This is a genomic window from Leisingera sp. M527 (assembly GCF_025141525.1).
GTDB lineage: Bacteria > Pseudomonadota > Alphaproteobacteria > Rhodobacterales > Rhodobacteraceae > Leisingera.
Genome location: NZ_CP081037.1, coordinates 2,993,301 through 3,015,497, shown reverse-complemented (window position 1 = coordinate 3,015,497; position 22,197 = coordinate 2,993,301). Strand labels below are relative to the sequence as shown.

The 22,197-nt window shown below is 63.6% G+C and carries 24 protein-coding genes; 21 read left to right on the top strand and 3 right to left on the bottom strand.

What is annotated here, in order from left to right; all coding sequences use genetic code 11:
* Positions 1-95: 95 nt before the first annotated feature.
* Positions 96-1,157 carry a YeeE/YedE family protein gene (locus K3555_RS15070; RefSeq protein WP_260006036.1) on the bottom strand — a complete coding sequence of 354 codons (1,062 nt, stop codon included), beginning with the start codon at positions 1,155-1,157 and terminating at the stop codon, positions 96-98.
* 122 nt (positions 1,158-1,279) lie between these two features.
* Here K3555_RS15070 and K3555_RS15065 point away from each other — a divergent pair, with 122 nt between their 5' ends.
* From K3555_RS15065 to K3555_RS15055, 3 genes are all read left to right on the top strand, one after another.
* Positions 1,280-2,515, top strand: a complete 1,236-nt coding sequence (locus K3555_RS15065) for an MFS transporter (protein ID WP_260008547.1) — start codon at positions 1,280-1,282, stop codon at positions 2,513-2,515.
* Positions 2,516-2,661: 146 nt separating this feature from the next.
* Positions 2,662-3,534, top strand: coding sequence for a 50S ribosomal protein L11 methyltransferase (locus K3555_RS15060; protein WP_259986707.1), 873 nt, complete (start codon positions 2,662-2,664; stop codon positions 3,532-3,534).
* A gap of 103 nt (positions 3,535-3,637) precedes the next feature.
* The gene (locus K3555_RS15055; RefSeq protein ID WP_260006034.1) at positions 3,638-3,982 is read left to right on the top strand and encodes a hypothetical protein; all 345 of its coding nucleotides are present in this window, start codon (positions 3,638-3,640) and stop codon (positions 3,980-3,982) included.
* Positions 3,983-4,152: 170 nt separating this feature from the next.
* On the opposite strand, the gene K3555_RS15050 is transcribed toward K3555_RS15055, so the two are convergent.
* Positions 4,153-4,371, bottom strand: coding sequence for a DUF1127 domain-containing protein (locus tag K3555_RS15050; protein WP_260006032.1), 219 nt, complete (start codon positions 4,369-4,371; stop codon positions 4,153-4,155).
* Between the two features lie 326 nt (positions 4,372-4,697).
* Between K3555_RS15050 and ruvC the strand changes: the two genes are divergently transcribed.
* The 18 genes from ruvC (at position 4,698) to folD (ending at position 21,631) form a co-directional block, all read left to right on the top strand.
* Entirely contained in the window at positions 4,698-5,195 is a 498-nt protein-coding gene (gene ruvC, locus K3555_RS15045) for a crossover junction endodeoxyribonuclease RuvC (protein ID WP_260006031.1), read from the top strand.
* Between the two features lie 13 nt (positions 5,196-5,208).
* On the top strand, positions 5,209-5,898 hold the full coding sequence (gene ruvA, locus K3555_RS15040) for a Holliday junction branch migration protein RuvA (RefSeq protein ID WP_260006029.1): 690 nt from the start codon (positions 5,209-5,211) through the stop codon (positions 5,896-5,898).
* A gap of 144 nt (positions 5,899-6,042) precedes the next feature.
* Positions 6,043-7,074: a Holliday junction branch migration DNA helicase RuvB gene (gene ruvB / locus K3555_RS15035; protein WP_259997607.1), complete on the top strand. Its 1,032-nt coding sequence runs from the start codon at positions 6,043-6,045 to the stop codon at positions 7,072-7,074.
* A 364-nt stretch (positions 7,075-7,438) separates the two neighbouring features.
* Positions 7,439-8,107 carry a hypothetical protein gene (locus tag K3555_RS15030; protein ID WP_260006027.1) on the top strand — a complete coding sequence of 223 codons (669 nt, stop codon included), beginning with the start codon at positions 7,439-7,441 and terminating at the stop codon, positions 8,105-8,107.
* Positions 8,107-8,649, top strand: coding sequence for an RNA 2',3'-cyclic phosphodiesterase (thpR, locus tag K3555_RS15025; protein WP_260006025.1), 543 nt, complete (start codon positions 8,107-8,109; stop codon positions 8,647-8,649). Before K3555_RS15030 ends, thpR begins: the two co-directional genes overlap by 1 nt.
* Before the next feature lie 61 nt (positions 8,650-8,710).
* Positions 8,711-9,094, top strand: coding sequence for a tol-pal system-associated acyl-CoA thioesterase (gene ybgC / locus K3555_RS15020; protein ID WP_259986699.1), 384 nt, complete (start codon positions 8,711-8,713; stop codon positions 9,092-9,094).
* A gap of 105 nt (positions 9,095-9,199) precedes the next feature.
* Positions 9,200-9,895 carry a protein TolQ gene (gene tolQ, locus K3555_RS15015; protein WP_259986698.1) on the top strand — a complete coding sequence of 232 codons (696 nt, stop codon included), beginning with the start codon at positions 9,200-9,202 and terminating at the stop codon, positions 9,893-9,895.
* Positions 9,896-9,898: 3 nt separating this feature from the next.
* Complete coding sequence (gene tolR / locus K3555_RS15010) at positions 9,899-10,390, top strand: protein TolR (RefSeq protein ID WP_129371750.1); 492 nt, start codon at positions 9,899-9,901, stop codon at positions 10,388-10,390.
* Positions 10,391-10,405: 15 nt separating this feature from the next.
* Positions 10,406-11,545, top strand: coding sequence for an energy transducer TonB (locus tag K3555_RS15005; protein WP_260006020.1), 1,140 nt, complete (start codon positions 10,406-10,408; stop codon positions 11,543-11,545).
* A complete protein-coding gene (tolB, locus tag K3555_RS15000) occupies positions 11,542-12,867 on the top strand; it encodes a Tol-Pal system beta propeller repeat protein TolB (RefSeq protein ID WP_259986696.1) in 1,326 nt (441 codons plus the stop codon). The genes K3555_RS15005 and tolB overlap by 4 nt, the downstream gene beginning before the upstream one ends.
* A 91-nt stretch (positions 12,868-12,958) precedes the next feature.
* Entirely contained in the window at positions 12,959-13,468 is a 510-nt protein-coding gene (gene pal / locus K3555_RS14995) for a peptidoglycan-associated lipoprotein Pal (protein ID WP_027259881.1), read from the top strand.
* Between the two features lie 4 nt (positions 13,469-13,472).
* A complete protein-coding gene (ybgF, locus tag K3555_RS14990) occupies positions 13,473-14,303 on the top strand; it encodes a tol-pal system protein YbgF (protein WP_260006018.1) in 831 nt (276 codons plus the stop codon).
* Positions 14,300-15,553: a tRNA lysidine(34) synthetase TilS gene (tilS, locus tag K3555_RS14985; RefSeq protein ID WP_260006014.1), complete on the top strand. Its 1,254-nt coding sequence runs from the start codon at positions 14,300-14,302 to the stop codon at positions 15,551-15,553. The genes ybgF and tilS overlap by 4 nt, the downstream gene beginning before the upstream one ends.
* 78 nt (positions 15,554-15,631) lie before the next feature.
* A complete protein-coding gene (gene ftsH / locus K3555_RS14980; protein WP_259986693.1) occupies positions 15,632-17,545 on the top strand; it encodes an ATP-dependent zinc metalloprotease FtsH in 1,914 nt (637 codons plus the stop codon).
* A 274-nt stretch (positions 17,546-17,819) separates the two neighbouring features.
* Complete coding sequence (locus K3555_RS14975) at positions 17,820-18,395, top strand: MOSC domain-containing protein (protein WP_260006011.1); 576 nt, start codon at positions 17,820-17,822, stop codon at positions 18,393-18,395.
* Between the two features lie 188 nt (positions 18,396-18,583).
* The gene (locus K3555_RS14970) at positions 18,584-20,260 is read left to right on the top strand and encodes a formate--tetrahydrofolate ligase (RefSeq protein ID WP_259986691.1); all 1,677 of its coding nucleotides are present in this window, start codon (positions 18,584-18,586) and stop codon (positions 20,258-20,260) included.
* 59 nt (positions 20,261-20,319) lie between these two features.
* Entirely contained in the window at positions 20,320-20,625 is a 306-nt protein-coding gene (locus K3555_RS14965; RefSeq protein WP_260006010.1) for a chorismate mutase, read from the top strand.
* 103 nt (positions 20,626-20,728) lie between these two features.
* The gene (folD, locus tag K3555_RS14960; RefSeq protein ID WP_259988087.1) at positions 20,729-21,631 is read left to right on the top strand and encodes a bifunctional methylenetetrahydrofolate dehydrogenase/methenyltetrahydrofolate cyclohydrolase FolD; all 903 of its coding nucleotides are present in this window, start codon (positions 20,729-20,731) and stop codon (positions 21,629-21,631) included.
* A gap of 90 nt (positions 21,632-21,721) precedes the next feature.
* On the opposite strand, the gene K3555_RS14955 is transcribed toward folD, so the two are convergent.
* Entirely contained in the window at positions 21,722-22,129 is a 408-nt protein-coding gene (locus tag K3555_RS14955; RefSeq protein WP_260006008.1) for a PaaI family thioesterase, read from the bottom strand.
* Between the last annotated feature and the right edge of the window lie 68 nt (positions 22,130-22,197).

Below are 22,197 nucleotides of genomic sequence, written 5' to 3'. Positions count from 1 at the left end.
CCGGGATACTTGGGGCCAGATGAATAACGGATCCCTTCTTCATCTGGCTGAAAATATCCCGGAGCGCGAGGCAGAGCCTCGCATCTATTGTTTGATCAAACCCGCAGGCTTTCGGCGTGATCTCTGGTCAGCATGCTTGTAGCGACCGCCCCGGCCCACATGCAGAACAGCGCGGCCCAGGCGGTGCCAGTGAAAATCGAACCGCCGGTGACGCCTGCTCCGATCGCGCAGCCGCCGGCCAGCATGCCGCCAAAGCCCATCAAAGCCGCGCCAATCATTGCCTTGCGCATGGTGGAGGGGCTGTCAAAAGCCTGCAGCTTCATTTCTCCGGCCAGCGCAGCGGCCAGCATTGCGCCGATGAACACGCCGGGAACCAGGCCTATGTCAAACTCGAGAACCGCATTCCGGTCGAGGAAGAACATCAATGTGTGCGCCGATGGTCCGGTGAAGGTGGCGCTCTCGATTTGCACCGGATCAAAGCTGACCTGACTGAGCGCATAAGTCAGCGCCCACCCCAGCGCGACAGCAAACCCAACGCCGGAGGCAAAGACCAGTCTTGCCGCGCCGATCCGGTTGCGCTGCGCGAGCACCAGCGCCAGGGCGGCGGTGGCTAGGCCCAGTACAAGCCCGCCCGCCTTAGGCAGCCCCAGCGCGGCCAGGAGATCCAGATTGCGCCCGCCTTCGGTAATCCAGAGCCCGGCAAGCCAGTCCCGGGCAGGTGACAGCAGGCCGGACAGGCTGATCTGCGCGACGACGGCAAAGATCAGCCCGGACACAACCGAGCGCAGGTTGCCGGTGGCTGCCAGCACCAGGAGCCGCCCCGAGCAGCCGCGCGCCAGCACCATTCCGCCGCCGAACATCAGCCCGCCCAGGATGGCGCCGGACCAGCTGCCGGGCACCGCCATCATCCGGGCATCGGCGCTGTCCATCAGGTCAAGCATCTGCGCCGCCTGCACCCAGACAACAGCCGTGGAGAAGGTCAGCAGCCAAACCGCAACCTTGTCCCCCAGGCGGCCGCTGGCGAATTCCACCGTAGCTGCCCGCAGGCAGAAGCGCGATCTTTGCGCCGCCACCCCGAAGACAGCGCCGGTCAGAAGCCCGAACAACGCGGCGGCAGGGGCCTCGCCGATATGTTCAACCAGAGGAACCAGATCCATCACACATCTCCCATTCACGAATGGTAATATGTTTATGCGGCCACCTCTGCATTGATGCAGATCAGATGTGCATTGGCCGCTGCCCTCTCGCCAAATCCTCTTGGGGGGCGTAGATGCTGGATATGTTCAAGCCCATGCCCCTGCTTGAGGCGCAAAGCCTCCCCTTCTGGCGCCGTCCAACGGTGCTGCTGTTTGTGATGGCGCTGGCGATGCCGATCGCCTTTAATGCCTGGAGCGCATTGCTCAACAATTTCGTAATCGAGGCAGCGCATTTCGACGGCGCCGATATTGGCCTGTTGCACACGGTGCGGGAGATCCCGGGTTTCCTGGCCGTCGGCGTGATTGCGGTGATCCTGTTTGTGCGCGAGCAGGTGCTGGGGCTGATTTCGCTTGCCTTGCTGGGAGTGGCCACGGCTGTCACCGCTTGGTTCCCGTCGCTGGGCGGGCTGCTGATGGTGACGCTGCTCAGCTCTATCGGCTTTCATTATTACGAGACGGTGAACCAGTCGCTGCAGCTGCAGTGGCTGTCCAAGGAGAAAGCGCCGCAGACGCTGGGCTGGCTGGTGGCTGCGGGATCAGCGGCGACGCTGGTGGTCTATGGCCTCATCGTGCTGACCTGGGACCGGTTTGATCTGACCTATAACACCGTGTTTCTGGCCGCAGGCGGGGCAACGGCGCTGATCGCTGTGTTTGCACTGTTTGCCTATCCGCAGTTCGATGCGCCGCACCCGCAGACCAAGAAGCTGATCCTGCGCAAACGCTATTGGCTGTACTACGCGCTGCAGTTCATGGCCGGCGCGCGGCGGCAGATCTTTGTGGTTTTTGCAGGCTTCATGATGGTCGAAAAATTCGGCTTTGATGTGCATGAGCTGACCGGGCTTTACCTGATCAACCTGGTGATCAACATTGTCTTGGCGCCAATGCTGGGCAAGGCAGTGGCCATGTTCGGCGAACGGCGCACGCTGATCTTTGAATATGCCGGATTGGCAATTGTCTTTGCGGCCTATGGCGGGATCTACTGGTTCGGCTGGGGCGTGGCTGTTGCGGCGGTGCTCTACGTGATCGACCATGTGCTGTTTGCCTTGGCGCTGGCGCTGAAAACCTATTTCCAGAAAATCGCCGATCCCGGGGATATTGCACCGACCGCAGCGGTGGCCTTTACCATTAACCATATTGCAGCGGTGTTTCTGCCGGTGCTGCTGGGTCTTTTGTGGGTATTGTCGCCCGGAATGGTTTTTGTCCTGGCGGCGGCCATGGCGCTGGTGTCGCTGTCCCTGTCGCTGCTGATCCCGCGCCATCCGGAACCTGGCAATGAGACCATCTTCAGCAAATACGCAAGCCCGGCGCCGGCGGAATAGTCCTGCAGCCCCGTGGCGCCAGCCGCGGGGCGGGCGCCCGCGCACACAGTGAGCGCGGGCGCTGCCTGGCCTGCGGCCAGGCCGGGGTGCTTGACGCGGGCGGCGCGGCGACCTAGGCGCTGGGCAACAGTTTCAGGAGAGACGCCATGCCCACATTCACTGCCCTCACCACGCTCACCGGAAAAGCCCAGGCCGAAGCGCTGGGCGAAGCCATGGAACGCCTGACCCCGGAACCCAGCGGCGTGGGCGTCTTTGAGATGGAGGACGGTTCCGGCCTGTGGGAAGTCGGCGGCTACTTTACCGATGCTCCGGATGCAGCCGGCCTTGCCCTGCTGGCCTCGATGCACGAAGCCAAACCCTTTGTCGTTTCGGAACTGCCGGAAACCGACTGGGTCGCCCATGTGCGCCGCGAACTGGCGCCGGTCGAAGCGGGCCGCTTTTTTGTCTATGGCTCGCATGACGCGGACAAGCTGCCTGCGGACCGGATCCCGCTGCTGATCGAGGCGGCAATGGCCTTTGGCACCGGCCACCACGGCACCACGCTGGGCTGCCTCAAGGCGCTGGATCATCTGCTGGATCAGGGCTTTCATGGCGAAAAAGTGGCCGACATCGGCTGCGGCACCGCGGTGCTGGCAATGGCGGCAGCCCGGGTCTGGGACGGCACCATTCTGGCCAGCGACATTGACCAGGTTGCAGTTGAAGTCGCCGAAGCAAATCTTAAGGCCAATGGCATGGAAGGCCAGGTTGCCTGTGTGGAAGCCGCCGGTTTTGATCACCCGGATCTGCAGGCGCAGGCGCCGTTCGACCTCATCTTCGCCAATATTCTGAAGGGCCCTCTGGTGGCATTGGCGCCGGATGTCGCTGCGAATCTGCGCCCCGGCGGCTATGCGATTCTCTCGGGCATCCTGAATGAGCAGGCCGAAGACGTGGTTAACGTTTATGCGCAGAACGGCATCAATCCCGAGCGCCGGGATGAAATTGGTGAATGGACAACGTTACTTCTCCGTAAAGCGGGCTGATTGACTTAACTTTGCGGCGAATTTGAATGGTTTGCCGCATTTTCGCCCCAATTCGAGCCAAAGATGGGCCATCCGCTGGTGGGGGCCAGTTCGGAGGCTCGTAATGGGCGAACATCGTGATCAGTTCCAGGCGCGTTTGAAGCATATCAACCGCAAACATGAAGCTCTGTCCGCGGGCTATTCCGCAAAACTGCGGCCGGACGGGCTGCTGGTGGTAGAGCCGCAGCGGCTGCAATCCCGGATTTCAGGGCGCTCGCTGATTTTCTTCGCGGCGGCGTTTTTGCTCTTCAAAGGCTTCCTGATGGCCGCGCTTGGCTTTGGCAGCTATGACGCGCGGGTGCGGACACTGGCCGACGGCAGCGGCATTGAACGCGCGGGCGCCTTCCTGATGCAGGCAGACCCGGTATCAGTCTTCCTGGCCCGGAAAATCGGACCCGTTCTGCGCTGACAGCAATGCCAGCAAAGGACCAAAAGGCCGCTGGCAGGGGGAGCCGGCGGCCTTTTTTTGCGGCCCGGCCCTGCCGCGCAATCCGGCAACAAAAAACGCCGCGGCCCTGAAAGGTCCGCGGCGTTTCCCTAGTCGCCCCGAGGGAGGAGGCAGGGCGTTAAAAGGGGGTCTCAGAAAACAGTTTTGCCGGTTGCAACGGTCTCGATGTCGCCGCGCGACATGCCGATGTCGGCCAGCTCGCGGTCGGACAGGCCCGACAGGGCGTTGCGGGTTGCACGGGCGTCATTCCAGGCAGCAAACATGCCGGTTGCGGTTGCAACCAGTGCGCCGAAGCGGCCAAACAGGCCGGTGGAACCATAGGTGGTGCGGGTGGTGTCAAATGCGGCCATATCCGTGTCCTCTGATCTGATGTTGGCTTCGTCGCGATGTTGCGATGGCGGGCATCTAGTGAGGAAAATCCAACCCGGCAAGATCCGAAATTGCATGCGTCATATGCACGGTGCGCATAGCTTTGCGCCTTAGTAACAAGGGCGGTTTGCCTGCGCACTGCTTTTGCCGGGAAATGTCGTTCCGCCTATTGCGGAAGGTCGGTTTCAGGACAGGATTTGCCTCCTTGGCGGCGGGCGGCGCGCAGGGAAAGCAATTGGACATGTTCGCGTTTTGTGCTAATCGTTGGAAAAATAATTGCAAAGAGCAGACGGGGACCGGGCACATCATGCGGATTCTGGGAATTGATCCGGGGCTGCGCACCCTTGGATGGGGGGTCATCGAATCAAATGGCCCGCGGCTGAGCCATGTTGCCAACGGCCATTGCTGTTCGGATGGCGATGATCTGGGTGAGCGTCTGCTGTCGCTGCACAATCAGGTCACCGAGATCATTGAGGCCTATGCCCCGGATCAGGCCGCGATCGAACAGACCTTTGTGAACAAGGACGGTGCCGGCACCCTGAAACTGGGCCAGGCGCGCGGCGTGGCGCTGCTGACGCTCGCCAAGGCTGGCTTGCCGGTGGGTGAATATGCCCCCAACCGGGTCAAAAAGACCGTGGTGGGCGTGGGGCACGCCGAAAAGGAGCAGGTCATGCATATGGTCAAACTGCAGCTTCCCGGCTGTGCGCCCAAAGGTGCCGATGCAGCGGATGCACTGGCGATTGCCATCTGCCATGCTTATTACGGCGGCACGCAGCAGCGGCAGCTGAGGGAGAAACCCGCATGACCGGAGAATTGGCATGATTGGCAAGCTGACGGGACGGCTCGACTACCGGGCGCAGGACCATGTGCTGATCGACGTGCGCGGCGTCGGCTATATTGTCTATTGCTCCGACCGCACCATGGCGGCGCTGCCGGGCACGGGCGAGGCGGTCGCGCTTTATACCGAGATGGTGGTGCGCGAAGACCTGATGCAGCTTTATGGTTTCACCTCTTTGGTGGAGAAGGAATGGCACCGGCTGCTGACATCGGTGCAGGGAGTGGGGGCCAAGGTCTCGCTGGCCATCCTCGGCGCACTGGGGCCGGATGGCGTGAGCCGGGCGATTGCTTTGGGCGATTGGGCCTCGGTTAAGGCGGCCAAGGGCGTCGGCCCCAAGACCGCGCAGCGCATCGTGCTGGACCTCAAGGACAAGGCGCCGGGTGTGATGGCCATGGGGGGCGCTGTGGCGGGTGCGATGGACGGCCCCGGACTGGAGGTGGTTGAGGACGCCGGGCCGGCACCTGCTGCCAAGCCGGCCCGCAAGGCGCCGCCAAAGAAACCCACGGGTGCCGCTGCTGCCTCTGCCGGGGCGCTGTCGGCTTTGGGGAATCTGGGCTATGGTCCCTCGGACGCCGCTGCTGCGGTGGCCGAGGCTGCGGCTACCTATCCGGATGCGGATGAGGCCGAGCTGATCCGCGCGGCTCTGCGGCTGCTGGCGCCGAAGGGGTGAAGATGAAACACCAAGGGCAGCGCCCGGCCCTGGGTGGGTGCGAAGCGCCCTCCCGTCAAACCAAAGGTTTGCCTTCGGCAAAACGGGAGGGTCGGGCGCTGCCCGGCCTTCAGCCGGGCGGGACATATCAGAGAGACCCGTACCATGATTGACGCCGACCCTGCCCTGCGCCCTGAGCCGCTGCCGGAAGACAGTGCTGCGGACAACGACCGTGCCTTGCGCCCGCAGGGGCTTGGCGAGTTCATCGGCCAGGCTGAAGCCCGCGCCAACCTGAAGGTCTTTATTGAATCCGCCCGCCGCCGCGGCGAGGCGATGGACCACACGCTGTTCCACGGCCCTCCCGGTCTTGGCAAGACCACTCTGGCCCAGATTATTGCCCGTGAACTGGGGGTGAATTTCCGCATGACCTCCGGCCCGGTTCTGGCTAAGGCCGGCGACCTGGCAGCGATCCTTACAAATCTTGAAGCCAGCGACGTGCTGTTCATCGACGAAATCCACCGGCTGAACCCGGCGGTGGAGGAAGTGCTTTATCCGGCGATGGAGGATTTCGAGCTGGATCTGGTGATCGGCGAAGGCCCCGCGGCGCGCACCGTGCGGATCGAGTTGCAGCCCTTTACCCTGGTCGGGGCCACCACCCGGATGGGCCTGCTGACCACACCGCTGCGCGACCGCTTCGGCATCCCGACCCGGCTGCAGTTCTATACCATTGACGAGCTGTTCGAGATTGTCCGCCGCAATGCCCGCAAGCTGGGTGCGCCTGCGGATGATGCTGGCGCCCGCGAAATCGCGCGGCGCGCCCGCGGCACCCCCAGGATCGCCGGCCGGCTCTTGCGCCGCGTTGTGGACTTTGCGGTTGTGGAGGGCGATGGCACGATCTCCCGCGAATTGGCCGATGGCGCGCTGACCCGGCTGGGGGTGGATCAGCTGGGGCTGGATGGCGCCGACCGGCGGTATCTGACCCTGCTGGCCGAGAATTACGGCGGCGGACCGGTGGGGATCGAGACGATCTCGGCCGCCTTGTCCGAGAGCCGCGACGCGCTGGAGGAGGTAATAGAGCCCTACCTTTTGCAGCAGGGCCTGATCCAGCGCACCCCGCGCGGGCGGATGCTGGCGCAAAAGGCCTGGACCCACCTGGGGATGGCGCCGCCGCGCTCCCGGAACGATCTGTTCGGGTAGGCAGCGGGAAAACCACTATAAGTTGTGTCAGCCTAGCTGTCCAAATGTTTCGCGCGCGAAACATTGTGTCAGGAGTGGTGACCTATTCTGCTGGTGCCGGGCGGGCCGGACAGATGCGCCGCTGCGATGCGCGGGCGGGGCGCCGCGCGGCCGCGCGGCGCTGCCTCCGGCGGGAGTATTTCCACCCAGAAAGAAGCTGTGCCGCATCCGCTTGCGATGATGCGGGATGCGCCGCGCCAGCGGTGCCCGGCCCAAGGCTGTTTGCGGCTGCCTGGCGCAGCCAGGGGGCCGGACAGGCGCGGGAGCCCCCCTTGCCGCCGCGCGGCACAGACGGCATAGACAGGGCAGGATCAAGGAGACGCATATGACCGCCCAGCTGCCAGACCTGACGCCCGAACAGATCGAAGCCCTGTTCACCCGCCAAGACGGCTCATACGCTTGTGCCCGCTGGGGCCGGCCGGTGGCGCCGATCGTCTTCGGGGTTCAGGACGAGACACTGAAAACCGTTAAGGGAGCGCTGGAAGCGGTGATGACGCTGGCAGGACATCAGATGGCCGAGACCGACCCTGAGCTGGGCTCGAATCTGATGTTCTTCTTTTTCCTGGACTGGGACGAACTGCTGGAAGTGCCTGATCTGGACCGGCTGATCCCCGGGCTTGCGCCGTTGGTGGCACGGCTGAAGGCGGCGGAGGCCAGCCAGTACCGGGCGTTCCGGTTTGACGATCAGGGCGGCATCAAGGCGGCGTTTGTGTTCCTGCGGATGCAGGGGGCGATGGCGCAGATACCCGCCGAAACGCTGGCGCTCACCCAGGCGGTGCAGGTGGCGCTGATGTGGGGTGATGCGGCCTTTGCTGAAACCTCCCCCTTGGCGGTGCTGCCGGAGACCGGCGCCACCATTCTGCGCCCCGAAACTGCAGGGATCATAGCGGCAGCCTATGACCGGATGATGCCGGTGGCCGCGGACGACAAGTCCCACGCCCTGCGCTTGTTTGCACGGTTGCAAGCGCCGGCGGCGGGGCAACCGCAGTCCTGATGCGGTCTTTCGCGGGCTTGCCGCTGCCTGATGCAGCCCGGATTGCGCTGGAGCGTGTGCAGGAAGAGCTGCCCGCAGGGCGGCCGGTTGCTGCAGAGAATATGCATCTGACGCTGGCCTTTCTGGATGATCAGCCGGAACAGATGCTGCAAGCCCTGCATCAGGACCTCGCAGGCATCCGCGCGCCGGTTCTGACCCTCAGCATTCAGGGGCTGGAGACCTTTGGCGGCAGGCAGCCGCGGGTGCTGGCTGCGGCGGTGCAAAAGACACCGGAGCTAAGCCGCCTGCGGAACCAAGTGCGCAGTGCCTGTCAGGCGGCGGGAATTGCTTTGGCGCGGGAACGGTTCCGCCCGCATGTGACGCTGGCCCGGTTCCCGCGGTATCTGCAGCCGGGGCAGCTGGAGAAGATCGCCGGTTTCCTGCAAGCGGCGGCGGGGTTCCGGCTGCAGGCCGATGCGGACTGTTTTGCACTTTACCAGTCCACGCTGGCCCCCGAAGGCGCGCGCTATGATGTCCTGGCGGAATACCCGCTGGAGGGCTGAGGCGCTTGCAGCGGCCCGGCCCCAGCCATAGATTGCCCGCCAAACCACAGGAGCGCAGAGCATGATCCACGAATTCCCGGTGCGGGTCTACTACGAGGACACCGACATGGGCGGGATCGTCTATCACGCCAACTACCTGCGTTTTATTGAACGTGCGCGCAGCGACTGGGTGCGCGGCATTGGTGTCGATCAGAACGCCATGCGCGAGGCCGGGCGGATCTATGTTGTGCGCCGGATTGAGGCGGATTACCTGGCGCCCGCCAAATTCGACGAGGAACTGCTGGTCACTACCGCGCTGCACAATGTGACACCGGCCCGGATGGTGCTGATGCAAGAGGTCACGCGCGGCGGCCAGCCGCTGTTCCGGGCCCAGGTCACCATCGTCTGCATCACCACAGGCGGCCGGCCTGCGCGGCTTCCGGCAGAGATTCGCGCATTGCGGTAACATTTGGCGCAGTGGCGCCTGTTTTAATGGCCTTTGACATTGAACTGGGCTAGCCTTTGGCCAAATAAGGCCGGAGAAACGGCCGGGAAATCGTAGAGCAGGCGAATGGAAGCAGAAACTCTGGCGCTGGCGCAGGAGATTGATTTCTCCATGTGGGGCCTTTTCGCGCGGGCCACCGTAACCGTGAAACTGGTGATGCTGATGCTGATCGGGGCTTCGGTCTGGTCGTGGGGCATCATCGTTCAGAAGACCATCAACTACCGCAAGGCGCGCGGCGAGGCGGATGCCTTTGACCGGGCCTTCTGGTCCGGCAATCCGCTGGATGAGCTGTTCGACCAGGTCGGGGCAAGGCCGCCGGGTCAGGCGGCCCGGATCTTTTCCGCGGGCATGACTGAATGGCGGCGCAGCCACCGCAGCGACGGCGGGCTGATCCCTGGCGCGCAGGCACGCATCGACCGGTCGATGGATGTGGCCATCGCCAAGGAGACCGAAGGGCTGCAAAGCGGCTTGTCGATCCTGGCCACCGTCGGCTCCACCGCGCCGTTTGTGGGTCTGTTCGGTACTGTCTGGGGCATCATGACCGCCTTTATCGAGATTGCAGAACAGCAGAACACCAACCTTGCCGTGGTGGCGCCCGGCATTGCCGAGGCGCTGATGGCGACCGGGCTGGGTCTGCTGGCGGCAATTCCGGCGGTGGTTTTCTATAATAAGCTTAGCGCTGACAGCGATCGCATCATTGGCGGCTACGAGGGCTTTGCCGATGAGTTCGCCACCATCCTCAGCCGCCAGTTGGATTCCTGAGCTATGGGCGCCGCAGTCCAGCAGCCTTCAGGAGGCAGCAACCGCCGCCGCGGACGCCGCCGCGGACGCGGCAGGGTGATGTCGGAAATCAATGTCACGCCTTTTGTGGATGTGATGCTGGTGCTGCTGATTATCTTTATGGTGGCGGCACCGCTGATGACGGTCGGCGTGCCGGTAGAGCTGCCCAAGACCGCAGCGGGCGCCTTGCCCGGCGATGAGGAAGAACCGCTGACCGTCACGATGACCGCCGAGGGCGGGGTGGAGATCCAGACCACGCCGGTTTCGCGCGATGAACTGGTGCCCAAGCTGCGGGCGATTGCGGCCGAGCGCAGCTCGGACCGGGTGTTCCTGCGGGCGGACGGCAGGATCGCCTATGCGGATGTCATGCAGGTGATGGGTGCGCTGAACGCAGGCGGGTTTTCCAATGTTGGGCTGGTGACGGACACCGGCGGCCCGGCCCTGGACGGGCAGCCGTCTGAGGGCGCAGGGCAATAAGCGGGGACGCGGGCGGTGCAGACCGGAACCAGGATCTCTCTTGCCGGACACGGGCTGTTGATGGGATGGGTTGTCTTTGGCGCCTGGTTCCCCTCCGAACCGTTGCCGTCCCGGGTGCAGCAGGTGGCACTGATATCGGCAGAGCAGTTTGAAAAGCTCAGCCAGCAGCGCCAGGCGCCGCAAGTTGCCCCCGAACCTGCACCGTTGAATGAACCGGCCGAAGTGCAACCCGCACCGGAGCCCGCGCCGCAGCCGGACCCGGAACCTGAAACTGTCCAGCCCGAACCGGTCACGCCGGCGGCGCCGGATCCGCAGGTGACAGAGATCCCCGAGCCGCAGTCCGAGCCGGATGTGCCGGACACGCCGCCTGCAGCGGCTGAGGAGCCGGAGATAGCTGCACTGGTGCCGCAGGTGCGCCCTGAAACTGCGCCGCGCCCGGTGGAGCGTGTCGCGCCTGAGCCTGTTGCGCCGCCAGAACCGGACACCAGGGTTGACGATACTGCCCAGCCGGAAGTGGCACCGGAAGAGGGCGCCGAGACCGAACAGGAGGTGCAGGAAGCCACCGCGCCCGAGGCCGCCAGCGACCGGATCGTGACCGAAGAAAACGAAGGCGAGGACGTTGCAGCCTCTGCTGCGCCGGAGGTCTCGGTGCGGCCCAGGACACGGCCGGCCCGGCCGCAGCCGCAACCGGAAGAGGCCGTGGAAGCGGCCCAGCCGACCGAGCAGGCGCAGCCGGAGCCGGAGACTGCGGATACACCCTCCGCAGTGGAGGATGCTTTGGCGGAAGCCCTGGCAGGCGGCGCCGATGTTGAAGCGCCGGAACCATCCGGCCCGCCGCTGACACTGGGCGAAAAGGATGCCCTGCGCGTTGCGGTCTCGCAGTGCTGGAATGTGGGGTCGCTGTCGACGGATGCGCTGAACACCACGGTGGTGGTGACGGTGTCTCTGGCGCAGGACGGCAAGCCGGACAGCGGCAGCATCCGGATGCTGTCAAGCACTGGAGGGTCGTCATCGGCGGCACAACAGGCCTTTGGGGCCGCCCGTCGGGCAATAATCCGCTGCGGAGCCAAGGGGTTTCAGCTTCCCCCTGAAAAATACGCGCAATGGCGTGATATTGAGATGACATTCAATCCGGAAAGGATGCGGATCAAATGAGGAAAATTCTGGCAGCTCTGCTGATCGGGGCTTCGGCACTGGCCGGGGCGGGCGCCGCTGCGGCGCAGACCGGCCCGCTCCGCATCGAGATCGATCAGGGTGTGATTGAGCCGTTGCCCTATGCGGTGCCGGATTTTGTGCCCGAGACCCCTTCGGCTGCGGAGCATGCGGCGCAGATCGCGCGGGTGGTGGCGGAAGATCTCAGCGGTACCGGACTGTTCCGCGAAGTGCCCGCCAGCGCCCATATCTCCAAGGTGACCGGTTTTGATAATCCGGTGAAGTACGCCGACTGGAAAGCGGTGAACGCGCAGGCGCTGATCACTGGCGCTGTCAGCGTCACCGGCAACCGGCTGACGGTGCGGTTCCGCGGCTATGACGTGTTTGCGGAGAAGGAACTGGAAAGCGCGCTGCAATTCTCCGGCACTACCGGCGGCTGGCGGCGGATGGCGCATAAGGTGGCCGATGCCATCTACAGCGAAATCACCGGCGAGAGCGGCTATTTCGACAGCCGGGTGGTCTATGTCTCTGAAAGCGGCCCCAAGAACGACCGCCGCAAACGGCTGGCGATCATGGATTACGACGGCGCCAATGTGCAGTATCTGACCAACAGTGCGTCTCTTGTGCTGGCACCGCGGTTCTCGCCGACTGGCGACCGGGTGCTGTACACCAGCTATGAGAGCGGCTTTCCGCAGATCCACGTGCTGGATGTGGGCCAGGTGCAGCGCAAGATCCTGTCCAGCGGCGACGGCATCATGAGCTTTGCGCCGCGGTTTGCGCCGGACGGGCGCACGGTGGTTTATTCGCAAACCCAGGGCGGCAACACCGATCTGTTCTCGATGGATATCGGGACCGGGGGCAAGACCCGGCTGACCTCGGCGCCCTCGATCGAGACCGCGCCGTCGTTTTCGCCGGACGGGTCGCAGGTTGTCTTTGAAAGCGACCGCTCCGGCAGTCAGCAGCTCTATGTGATGCCCGCAAGCGGCGGCGAGGCGCGCCGGATCAGCTTTGGCCAGGGGCGCTATGGCACCCCGGTGTGGTCGCCGCGCGGCGACATGATTGCCTTTACCAAACAGAACAAGGGCCGGTTCCATATCGGCGTGATGCGCACCGACGGCAGCGAGGAGCGCTTGCTGACCGCCTCGTTCCTGGACGAGGGGCCGACATGGGCGCCCAACGGCCGGGTGATCATGTTCACCCGTGAAAGCCAGGGCAGCACTGGGCGGGCGTTGCTTTATTCGGTGGACATTACAGGGCGCAATCTGAAGCCGGTAAGGACGCCGGACGGTGCCTCGGACCCGGCCTGGTCTCCGCTGCAGCAGTAAATGGGCCGTTAAGGCGGGGATACGCGCATAGTACCACCCCCGGGCTTATGCTAGTTTCGGGTTAAGAAACGCAAAGGGATAGGCAGACGATATGAGCGGTTTGAAATTGGCAATGGCGGCGGTGGCCGTGCTGGGGCTGACAGCCTGCAGCAGCAACCCATGGAACGACGATTTGAACGGCGGCGGGGCCGGGGCAGGCGGTGCAGGCGCCGGTGCAGGCGCGCTGGATCCGGCCAGCCCGGCCTATTTCCAGCAGACCGTAGGCGACCGGGTGCTGTTTGCAATCGACCAGTCCACCCTGTCGCCTGCGGCCCAGGCAACGCTGCAAGGCCAGTCGCAGTGGCTGGCACGGAACGCCGATTATGTGGTCACCATCGAAGGCCACGCGGACGAGCAGGGCACCCGCGAATACAACCTTGGCCTGGGTGCGAAACGCGCCAATGCCGCCCGTGAATACCTGATGTCCCAAGGGGTCGCCGGCAGCCGCATCAAGGTGGTAAGCTTCGGTAAGGAACGCCCGCTGGAAATCTGTTCGGACGAGGTCTGCTATTCCAAGAACCGCCGCGCGGTGACGGTGCTGGCAGGCGGATTGACGGGGTAACGCCATGAAATCCTTGCGCATTGCGCTTCTGGCCTCTGCACTGCTGCTGCCGCTGCCGCTGGCGGCGCAGAATCAGCAGACCCTCGCCGATATCCGCCAGGAACTGACTGTCTTGCACGTCGAGATCCAGCGGCTGAAACGGGAGCTGTCGACCACTGGCGCGCCCTCGGCGGATCTATCCGGCAATACCGTTCTGGACCGGGTCGGGGCGATTGAAAGCGAGCTGCAGCGGCTGACCCTGCAGACCGAGGAGATGAACCACCGGATCGACCGGATTGTCAGCGATGGCACCAACCGGATCGGAGATCTGGAATTCCGGCTGGTCGAGCTGGAAGGTGGCGATATCGGCGCCCTGGGCGAGACAACCACGCTGGGCGGCGGCGAGCTGCCGGTTGCCGGTGCAGGCGCCATTGAGGCGGAGGGCGCGGGCGGCCCGGCAGCAGGTGAGCTGGCAATCGGCGAGCAGGCAGACTTTGACGCTGCCGGAAAACTGCTGTCCGAGGGGCTTTACCAGGATGCGGCGGAGAAATTCGCGGCCTTCAATCAGGTCTACCCGGGCAGCCCGCTGGCGCCGGCCGCCGAATTCAGCCGCGGCAAGGCGCTGGATGGTCTCGGTGACACCCGCGAGGCCGCGCGGGCCTATCTGGCGGCGTTCTCCGGCAATTCCGCCGGGCCGGTGGCCCCCAAGGCGCTGTTTGAGCTGGGCTCTGCACTGGGCCGCCTTGGCCAGACCGATCAGGCCTGCGTGACGCTGGCCGAGGTCGGCGTGCGCTTTCCGGGTGCGGCAGAAGAGGCCGGGGCCGCGGCGGAAATGGCCAAGCTGGGCTGTTCTTGACGGGCGCGCGGCAGAATATCCTGCCCCTGGTGCGGAGCCAGTTCCGCTCCGCCCTTCCTGACCGGCTGGGAATCGCTGTCTCGGGCGGCGGTGATTCGATGGCGCTGCTGCATCTGCTGCACGACTGTTTCGCCGGCGGCGAGGTCGCGTTGTTTGCCGCCACTGTGGATCACGGGCTGCGTCCGGAAGCGGCGGCAGAGGCCGATGCCGCGGGGGCGGCAGCAGCCCGGCTTGGCATCAGCCATGAGGTGCTGCGCTGGGAAGACGGGCCGCAGAACGGCAATCTGCAGAATCAGGCCCGCGAGGCGCGCTATGATCTGCTGACCGGCTGGGCACGGCGCCACGGCATCCCGGTGCTGGCTCTGGGCCACACCGCAGATGATCAGGCTGAAACGGTGCTGATGCGGATGGCGCGTGCCTCTGGTGTGACCGGGCTGTCGGGCATGGCAGAGCGGCGCACGCACAACGGCGTGACGCTGCTGCGGCCGCTGCTGGATGTAACCCGTTGCGAATTGCGGGACTATCTGGAAAGCCGCGGCATTGCATGGTCCGAAGACCCGAGCAACGAGGATACCAGATTCGAACGGGTCCGGGTGCGCCGGGCGCTGCAGGAACTGGCGCCGCTGGGCCTGACCCCTGCGGTTTTTGCCAAGATTGCCCGCAACATGGCCAAGGCGCGTGAAGCGCTGGACTGGTATGTATTCCTGGCCGCCCGCGACCTGGCGCATGTGCAGGCGGGGGCCGTTGCCCTGTGTCAGCGCAAATTCCGCACTTTGCCCAGTGAAATCAGCCACCGGCTGCTGGTGCGCTCCATTCAGTGGATTTCCGGCACTGCTTACCCGCCGCGCCGTGTGCCGATGGAAAAAGCCGTTCTGGCGGCCCGCAACGGCGGATCGGCCACATTGGCGGGCTGCCGTCTGGTCACCACCAGCAAACAGATATGGATCTGCCGCGAATATAATTCCGTGCGCGGCGAGGTCTCTCTGCCGGGGCAGGCCTGGGACGGCAGGTGGAAGGTTTATGGCGGCGACGCAAAGGGTTGCGAGATTCGCGCGCTAGGCCAAAAGGGTCTGCAGCTATGCCCGGACTGGCGTGCTGCAGGGATGCCGGGCGCCGTGCTGCAGGCCACTCCGGCAGTGTGGCGGGGCGGGGAATTGGCGGCTGCACCAGCGGCTGGATTTGCCAATGGCTGGTCGGCGGAAACGGCAGGAACCGAAGAAGAGTTCTTTGCATCCCTTTTATCGCATTGAACCTGCTCGAATGATCCTTATTTTAAGCACAACGCAGGCGGCCCGTGTGGCGCGCCTATCTGATAGGGAGAACTTTCCTTGGGCAACGCTCGCAATATCGCCTTCTGGGTTGTTCTGTTTCTGCTGATTCTGGCGCTGTTCAATTTGTTCAGCGGTTCCGGCAGCACGATGCAGAGCCGTGAACGCACTTTCTCGGACTTCGTCAGCTCGGTTGAGACCGGCAAGGTCAGCACCGTCACTTTGGACGGGGAGCAGGTGCGCTACACCACGACCGATGGGCAGAACTATGTTACCATCAAACCGGCTGATGCCGAAGTCACCGCACTTCTGATCGACAAGAACATTCCGGTGCGCGCTGAAAAACAGCAGCAGTCGGGTTTTCAGTCCTTCCTGATCACGCTGCTCCCGTTCATTCTGCTGATTGGCGTCTGGATCTATTTCATGAACCGGATGCAGGGCGGCGGCAAGGGCGGCGCCATGGGATTCGGGAAGTCCAAGGCCAAGATGCTGACCGAAAAGCATGGCCGGGTGACCTTTGACGATGTGGCCGGCATTGATGAAGCCAAGGAAGAGCTGGAAGAGATCGTCGAATTCCTGCGCAACCCGCAGAAATTCTCGCGCCTGGGCGGCAAGATCCCCAAGGGTGCGTTGCTGGTGGGCCCTCCGGGCACTGGTAAAACGCTGCTGGCGCGCGCGATTGCGGGCGAGGCGGGCGTGCCGTTCTTCACCATCTCTGGCTCCGACTTTGTCGAAATGTTCGTGGGCGTCGGTGCCTCCCGTGTGCGCGATATGTTCGAGCAGGCGAAGAAAAACGCGCCCTGCATTGTTTTCATCGACGAGATCGACGCCGTCGGCCGCCATCGTGGCGCCGGTTATGGCGGCGGCAATGATGAGCGTGAGCAGACGCTGAACCAGCTGCTGGTTGAGATGGATGGTTTTGAGGCCAACGAGGGCGTGATCATCCTGGCGGCGACCAACCGCAAGGACGTTCTGGATCCCGCACTTCTGCGTCCGGGCCGCTTTGACCGCAACGTGACCGTCGGCAACCCCGACATCAAAGGTCGCGAAAAGATCCTGGGCGTGCATGCCCGCAAGACGCCGCTTGGTCCCGACGTTGATCTGCGCATCATCGCCCGTGGTACGCCCGGTTTCTCGGGTGCGGATCTGGCCAACCTGGTCAATGAGGCGGCGCTGATGGCGGCCCGCGTCGGACGCCGCTTTGTCACCATGGAAGATTTCGAATCGGCCAAGGACAAGGTGATGATGGGAGCCGAGCGCCGCTCGATGGTGTTGACCCAGGATCAGAAGGAAAAGACCGCCTATCACGAAGCCGGCCATGCGGTTGTCGGCCATATACTGCCGGAATGCGATCCGGTTTATAAGGCGACAATCATTCCGCGCGGCGGCGCGCTGGGGATGGTGGTGTCCTTGCCTGAAATGGACCGGCTGAACTGGCACCGTGACGAATGCCAGCAGAAGCTGGCCATGACGATGGCAGGTAAAGCGGCTGAAGTGATCAAATACGGCGAGGACCATGTGTCGAACGGCCCGGCCGGCGACATCCAGCAGGCCAGCCAATTGGCCCGCGCCATGGTGATGCGCTGGGGCATGTCCGACAAGGTCGGCAATATCGACTATGCCGAAGCGCATGAGGGCTATTCGGGCAACACTGCCGGCTTCTCGGTCTCCGCAAATACCAAGGAGATGATCGAGGAAGAGGTGAAGAGCTTCATCCAGGCCGGTTATGACCGCGCGTTCCAGATTCTGACAGACCATCATGAAGAGTGGGAACGTCTGGCGCAGGGTCTCCTGGAATACGAGACGCTGACCGGTGAAGAGATCAAGCGCGTCATGAATGGCGAGCCGCCGCAAGCCGGCGATGACGAAGATGGCGGCGAGGATGAGGGCAATGCCTCGGTGACCGCAATCCCCAAGGCCAAGCCGAAAAAATCCCCGCCGGAGGGCGGCATGGAGCCTGAGCCGACGGCGTAAGGATCCTAACCTGAAAATGAAATGTCCCGGAAACCAGCTGCGGTTTCCGGGACATTTGTTTTTGGGACGGGTGGCGGGGGCCGCGGCGGGCAGCTTTGCTGCCCGCCGCGGCCCCCGCCCGGATCGGATCGCCATTGCGATCCGATCCTTTGGACGGCTGCGCGATTTCTTCATCCGGAAACAAAGGGGTATCAGGCATTTTCGCGCTGGCAACCATTGTCAAAGCGTGTAGCCTTCGCCGGGATTGATCAAACTTCAGCAGGAGAAACAGGCAATGCCGGTATTGCGGGACAGCGGATTCAAAGGGGAAATCACCTGGCTGGGCATGGTTCCGGCTGGCGATGGTCTGCGGGCGGAACCGGCCGGCCAGTTGCAGCTTGGGTTTTCCGGCATTGCCGGTGAACGCCACGAAGGGGAGAACCGCGCCTCCTGCGTGCGGGTCCGCAATCTCTACCCTGAAGGCACCGAAATCCGCAATGTCCGCCAGCTGACGATCCTGTCCGAGGAAGAGCTGGCTGTGATTGCCGCGGACATGGGAATGGAGCGGGTCGACCCGGCCCATCTGGGCGCCACTATCATCCTGCGCGGCATCCCGGACTTTACCTTTGTACCTCCTGGTTCCCGGTTGCAGGGACCGGACGGGGTGACCTTGACTGTCGATATGGAAAACCGGCCTTGTGTGCTGCCAGGGCGGGAGATTGAAAAAGATCACAGAGGATGTGGCGCCCGGTTCAAGCCTGCCGCAAAGAACCGCCGGGGAATCACGGCCTGGGTTGAACGGCCAGGAAGTGTGAACCTGGGCGGCGAATTCGCCCTCTTTGTGCCGGATCAACGCGCCTGGGCACCATGAATCCCCTCCTTAAAGGGAAAGCGTTTCCTTTAAGGAACCTCTGCAGGGCCTGCGAAAGACCTCACGCCGCTTCGAGGCAGGATAATGTCGGAAATCACGCGCGTGTTTTGCCGCATATTGGCTAAGTCTATCGCGAAACCGGCATCTCTGTGCCGGCGATTGTATGCAAACTCAGCAGGAACCTTGCCATGAGCTACAAGAGTGACATCGAGATTGCGCGTGAAGCGCAGAAGAAGCCGATCCAGGAGATTGGTGCGAAGATCGGGATTTCCAGCGGCGATCTGCTGCCCTACGGCCACGACAAGGCAAAGGTGTCCCAGTCGTTCATCAACTCGGTTCAGTCCAAGGAAGACGGCAAGCTGATCCTGGTGACCGCGATCAACCCGACACCGGCGGGCGAAGGCAAGACCACCACCACCGTGGGTCTGGGCGACGGTCTGAACCGGATCGGCAAGAACGCGATGATCTGTATCCGCGAGGCGTCCTTGGGTCCGAACTTCGGCATGAAGGGCGGCGCGGCAGGCGGCGGTTACGCGCAAGTGGTGCCGATGGAGGAAATGAACCTCCACTTCACCGGCGATTTCCACGCCATCACCTCGGCCCACTCGCTGCTGTCGGCGATGATCGACAACCACATCTACTGGGGCAATGAATGCGACATCGACACCCGCCGCGTCGCATGGCGCCGGGTTGTGGACATGAACGACCGCGCCCTGCGCACCATCACCGCGTCCCTGGGCGGCGTCTCCAACGGTTTCCCGCGCGAAGCCGGTTTTGACATCACCGTGGCCTCCGAAGTGATGGCGATCCTGTGCCTCGCGAATGATCTGAAGGACCTGGAAAAGCGCCTCGGCGACATCATCGTGGCCTACCGCCGCGACAAGACCCCGGTCTACTGCCGTGACATCAAGGCCGAAGGCGCGATGACCGTGCTGCTGAAAGACGCGATGCAGCCGAATCTGGTGCAGACCCTGGAAAACAACCCGGCGTTTGTGCACGGCGGCCCGTTTGCCAATATCGCCCACGGCTGCAACTCGGTTATTGCCACCAAGACCGCGCTGAAAGTCGCCGACTATGTGGTGACCGAGGCAGGCTTTGGTGCGGATCTGGGCGCCGAGAAGTTCATGAACATCAAATGCCGCAAGGCAGGCATCGCACCGTCCGCGGTTGTGCTGGTTGCCACCGTGCGCGCGATGAAGATGAACGGCGGCGTCGCCAAGGCTGACCTGGGTGCTGAGAACGTCGAGGCTGTGAACAACGGCTGCGCCAACCTCGGCCGCCACATCGAGAACATCAAATCCTTTGGTGTGCCGGTTGTCGTCGCGATCAACCACTTTGTGACCGACACCGATGCCGAAGTGGACGCCGTCAAAGCCTACGCAGCGACTCACGGTGTTGAGGCGGTTCTGTCGCGCCACTGGGAGCTGGGCTCGGAAGGCTCCGCGCCGCTGGCCGAAAAGGTTGTCGAGATCGTCGATGCGGGCCAGGCCAACTTTGCGCCGATCTACCCGGACGAGATGTCGCTGTTCGACAAGATCGACACCATCGCCAAGCGCATCTACCGCGCCGACGAGGTGCTGGCCGACAACAAGATCCGCAACCAGCTGAAGGAATGGGAAGACGCAGGCTACGGCAATCTGCCGGTCTGCATGGCGAAGACCCAGTATTCCTTCTCGACCGACCCGTCGTTGCGCGGTGCGCCCACCGGCCATTCGGTGCCGGTGCGTGAGGTCCGCCTGTCGGCCGGTGCCGGCTTCATCGTGGCGGTCTGCGGCGAGATCATGACGATGCCGGGCCTGCCGCGCAAGCCGGCCTCGGAAACCATCCGCCTGAATGACGACGGCCAGATCGAAGGCTTGTTCTAAACGGCGATATGCGGCACTCACGGCCCGGGACCCATCCCGGGCCGTGAGAGTTTTAAGACATGAGCACACGCACCCCGCCAGATGCCTGCAGCGATATGGCCAGCCTTCGGCTTCAGATCGACCATCTGGACCGGGAACTGGTGGCGCTGCTGGCCGTGCGGGCTGGATACATCGACCGGGCGGTCGCGCTGAAGCAGGCAAACGGCTGGCCGGCGCGGATCCCGGACCGGGTTGAGGAAGTGGTGCTGAATGCCCGCGCCGCGGCTGACAGGGAAGGGCTGGACCCCGATCTGGCTGAGCGTTTGTGGCGGCAGCTGGTGGAGTGGTCGATTGCCCGCGAGGCGCGGGTGATCCGTGAGGAGTGATGCTGAGCAGGGCACCTGCGGCTCGGGCATCGCGACCGCTAAAGAGGAATAGGGCAGGCATCCGGGCGGACGCCCGCGTCTGCGGCAAAGAGGAAGAGATCAAATGGCAGCAACTCTGATTGACGGCAAGGCCTTTGCGGCCAAGGTGCGCGGCCAGGTGGCCGAGCATGTGGCGCGGCTGAAAGAGGAAAACGGCATCACCCCGGGCCTCGCCGTGGTTCTGGTCGGCGAAGACCCGGCAAGCCAGGTCTATGTGCGCTCCAAGGGCAAGCAGACCGTTGAGGCCGGCATGAACTCCTATGAGCACAAGCTGGATGCGGACACCTCCGAGGCGGACCTGCTGGCCGTGGTCGAGCAGCTGAACAACGACGCTTCGGTGCATGGCATCCTGGTGCAGCTGCCGCTGCCCAAGCACATGAACGAAGACCTGGTGATCAACTCGATCGCGCCGGAGAAGGACGTCGACGGGTTCCACATCTCCAATGTCGGCCTTCTGGGCACCGGCCAGAAATCGATGGTGCCCTGCACGCCCTTGGGCTGCCTGATGATGCTGCGCGAGCACCACGGCTCGCTGTCGGGCATGGATGCGGTTGTCATTGGCCGCTCCAACATCGTCGGCAAGCCGATGGCGCAGCTCTTGCTGGGCGACAGCTGCACCGTGACCATCGCGCATTCGCGCACCAAGGACCTGCCCGAGGTGGTGCGCCGCGCCGACATCGTTGTGGCCGCCGTGGGCCGCCCGGAAATGGTGCCGGGCGACTGGATCAAGGAAGGCGCCACCGTGATTGACGTGGGCATCAACCGGATTGATGCGCCCGAAAAAGGGGAAGGCAAGATGAAGCTGGTCGGCGACGTCGACTTTGCCTCTGCGTCCGAGCGCGCCGGCGCCATCACCCCGGTTCCGGGCGGTGTCGGCCCGATGACGATTGCCTGCCTGCTCGCGAACACCGTCACCGCCTGCTGCCGCGCCAACGGTCTGAAAGAGCCCGAAGGCCTGACCGCCTGAGGCAGCGCAGAACGCTGAAACCTGTACCAAACAGCTCCCGCCGGACGCCTCCGGCGGGAGTATTTTTTTACAAAGATGAAGGGGTGGGGTTCAGGAAGAGACTGGCACCATGGTGCCTTGCAGGATGGCAATCAGCTTTTTGTCTTCTCCTGAAACGGCGTGGACATCTGCGGTGACAATGACCAGACGGCGGCCGGGTTTGATGACTTTGCCGGTCGCGCGCAGGTAGTCTCCGGCTCCGGGAGCGAGCAGGTTTATCTTCATCTCAGCTGTCATCACTTCGCTGTCTTCCGGCATTTTTGTCAGCGCCGCATATCCGGCAGCGGTGTCGCCGATGGCAAAGCTCAGCGCCGCATGGGCCGCATCGTGCTGCTGGCGGCTGCCGGGCAGGATCGGCGCAGTGATCACCACTACGCCATCCGAGACACTTTCAATGTTTGCGCCCAGGGTTTGCATCATGCTTTGCTTGGCGAAACTGCTGCGGATGCGGTGTTCCATTTTGAATGTCCTTCTTGTGCTGAGGCCAAGCATAGAAGAGAAGAGGCGGTTCCATGGCGGTGACGCTG

Bases quoted from the DNA above. Each gene is read 5' to 3' on its own strand.
- K3555_RS15070 (WP_260006036.1), bottom strand. From the start codon at position 1,157: ATGGATCTGGTTCCTCTGGTTGAACATATCGGCGAGGCCCCTGCCGCC.
- K3555_RS15065 (WP_260008547.1), top strand. From the start codon at position 1,280: ATGTTCAAGCCCATGCCCCTGCTTGAGGCGCAAAGCCTCCCCTTCTGG.
- K3555_RS15060 (WP_259986707.1), top strand. From the start codon at position 2,662: ATGCCCACATTCACTGCCCTCACCACGCTCACCGGAAAAGCCCAGGCC.
- K3555_RS15055 (WP_260006034.1), top strand. From the start codon at position 3,638: ATGGGCGAACATCGTGATCAGTTCCAGGCGCGTTTGAAGCATATCAAC.
- K3555_RS15050 (WP_260006032.1), bottom strand. From the start codon at position 4,371: ATGGCCGCATTTGACACCACCCGCACCACCTATGGTTCCACCGGCCTG.
- ruvC (WP_260006031.1), top strand. From the start codon at position 4,698: ATGCGGATTCTGGGAATTGATCCGGGGCTGCGCACCCTTGGATGGGGG.
- ruvA (WP_260006029.1), top strand. From the start codon at position 5,209: ATGATTGGCAAGCTGACGGGACGGCTCGACTACCGGGCGCAGGACCAT.
- ruvB (WP_259997607.1), top strand. From the start codon at position 6,043: ATGATTGACGCCGACCCTGCCCTGCGCCCTGAGCCGCTGCCGGAAGAC.
- K3555_RS15030 (WP_260006027.1), top strand. From the start codon at position 7,439: ATGACCGCCCAGCTGCCAGACCTGACGCCCGAACAGATCGAAGCCCTG.
- thpR (WP_260006025.1), top strand. From the start codon at position 8,107: ATGCGGTCTTTCGCGGGCTTGCCGCTGCCTGATGCAGCCCGGATTGCG.
- ybgC (WP_259986699.1), top strand. From the start codon at position 8,711: ATGATCCACGAATTCCCGGTGCGGGTCTACTACGAGGACACCGACATG.
- tolQ (WP_259986698.1), top strand. From the start codon at position 9,200: ATGGAAGCAGAAACTCTGGCGCTGGCGCAGGAGATTGATTTCTCCATG.
- tolR (WP_129371750.1), top strand. From the start codon at position 9,899: ATGGGCGCCGCAGTCCAGCAGCCTTCAGGAGGCAGCAACCGCCGCCGC.
- tolB (WP_259986696.1), top strand. From the start codon at position 11,542: ATGAGGAAAATTCTGGCAGCTCTGCTGATCGGGGCTTCGGCACTGGCC.
- pal (WP_027259881.1), top strand. From the start codon at position 12,959: ATGAGCGGTTTGAAATTGGCAATGGCGGCGGTGGCCGTGCTGGGGCTG.
- ybgF (WP_260006018.1), top strand. From the start codon at position 13,473: ATGAAATCCTTGCGCATTGCGCTTCTGGCCTCTGCACTGCTGCTGCCG.
- K3555_RS14975 (WP_260006011.1), top strand. From the start codon at position 17,820: ATGCCGGTATTGCGGGACAGCGGATTCAAAGGGGAAATCACCTGGCTG.
- K3555_RS14970 (WP_259986691.1), top strand. From the start codon at position 18,584: ATGAGCTACAAGAGTGACATCGAGATTGCGCGTGAAGCGCAGAAGAAG.
- K3555_RS14965 (WP_260006010.1), top strand. From the start codon at position 20,320: ATGAGCACACGCACCCCGCCAGATGCCTGCAGCGATATGGCCAGCCTT.
- folD (WP_259988087.1), top strand. From the start codon at position 20,729: ATGGCAGCAACTCTGATTGACGGCAAGGCCTTTGCGGCCAAGGTGCGC.
- K3555_RS14955 (WP_260006008.1), bottom strand. From the start codon at position 22,129: ATGGAACACCGCATCCGCAGCAGTTTCGCCAAGCAAAGCATGATGCAA.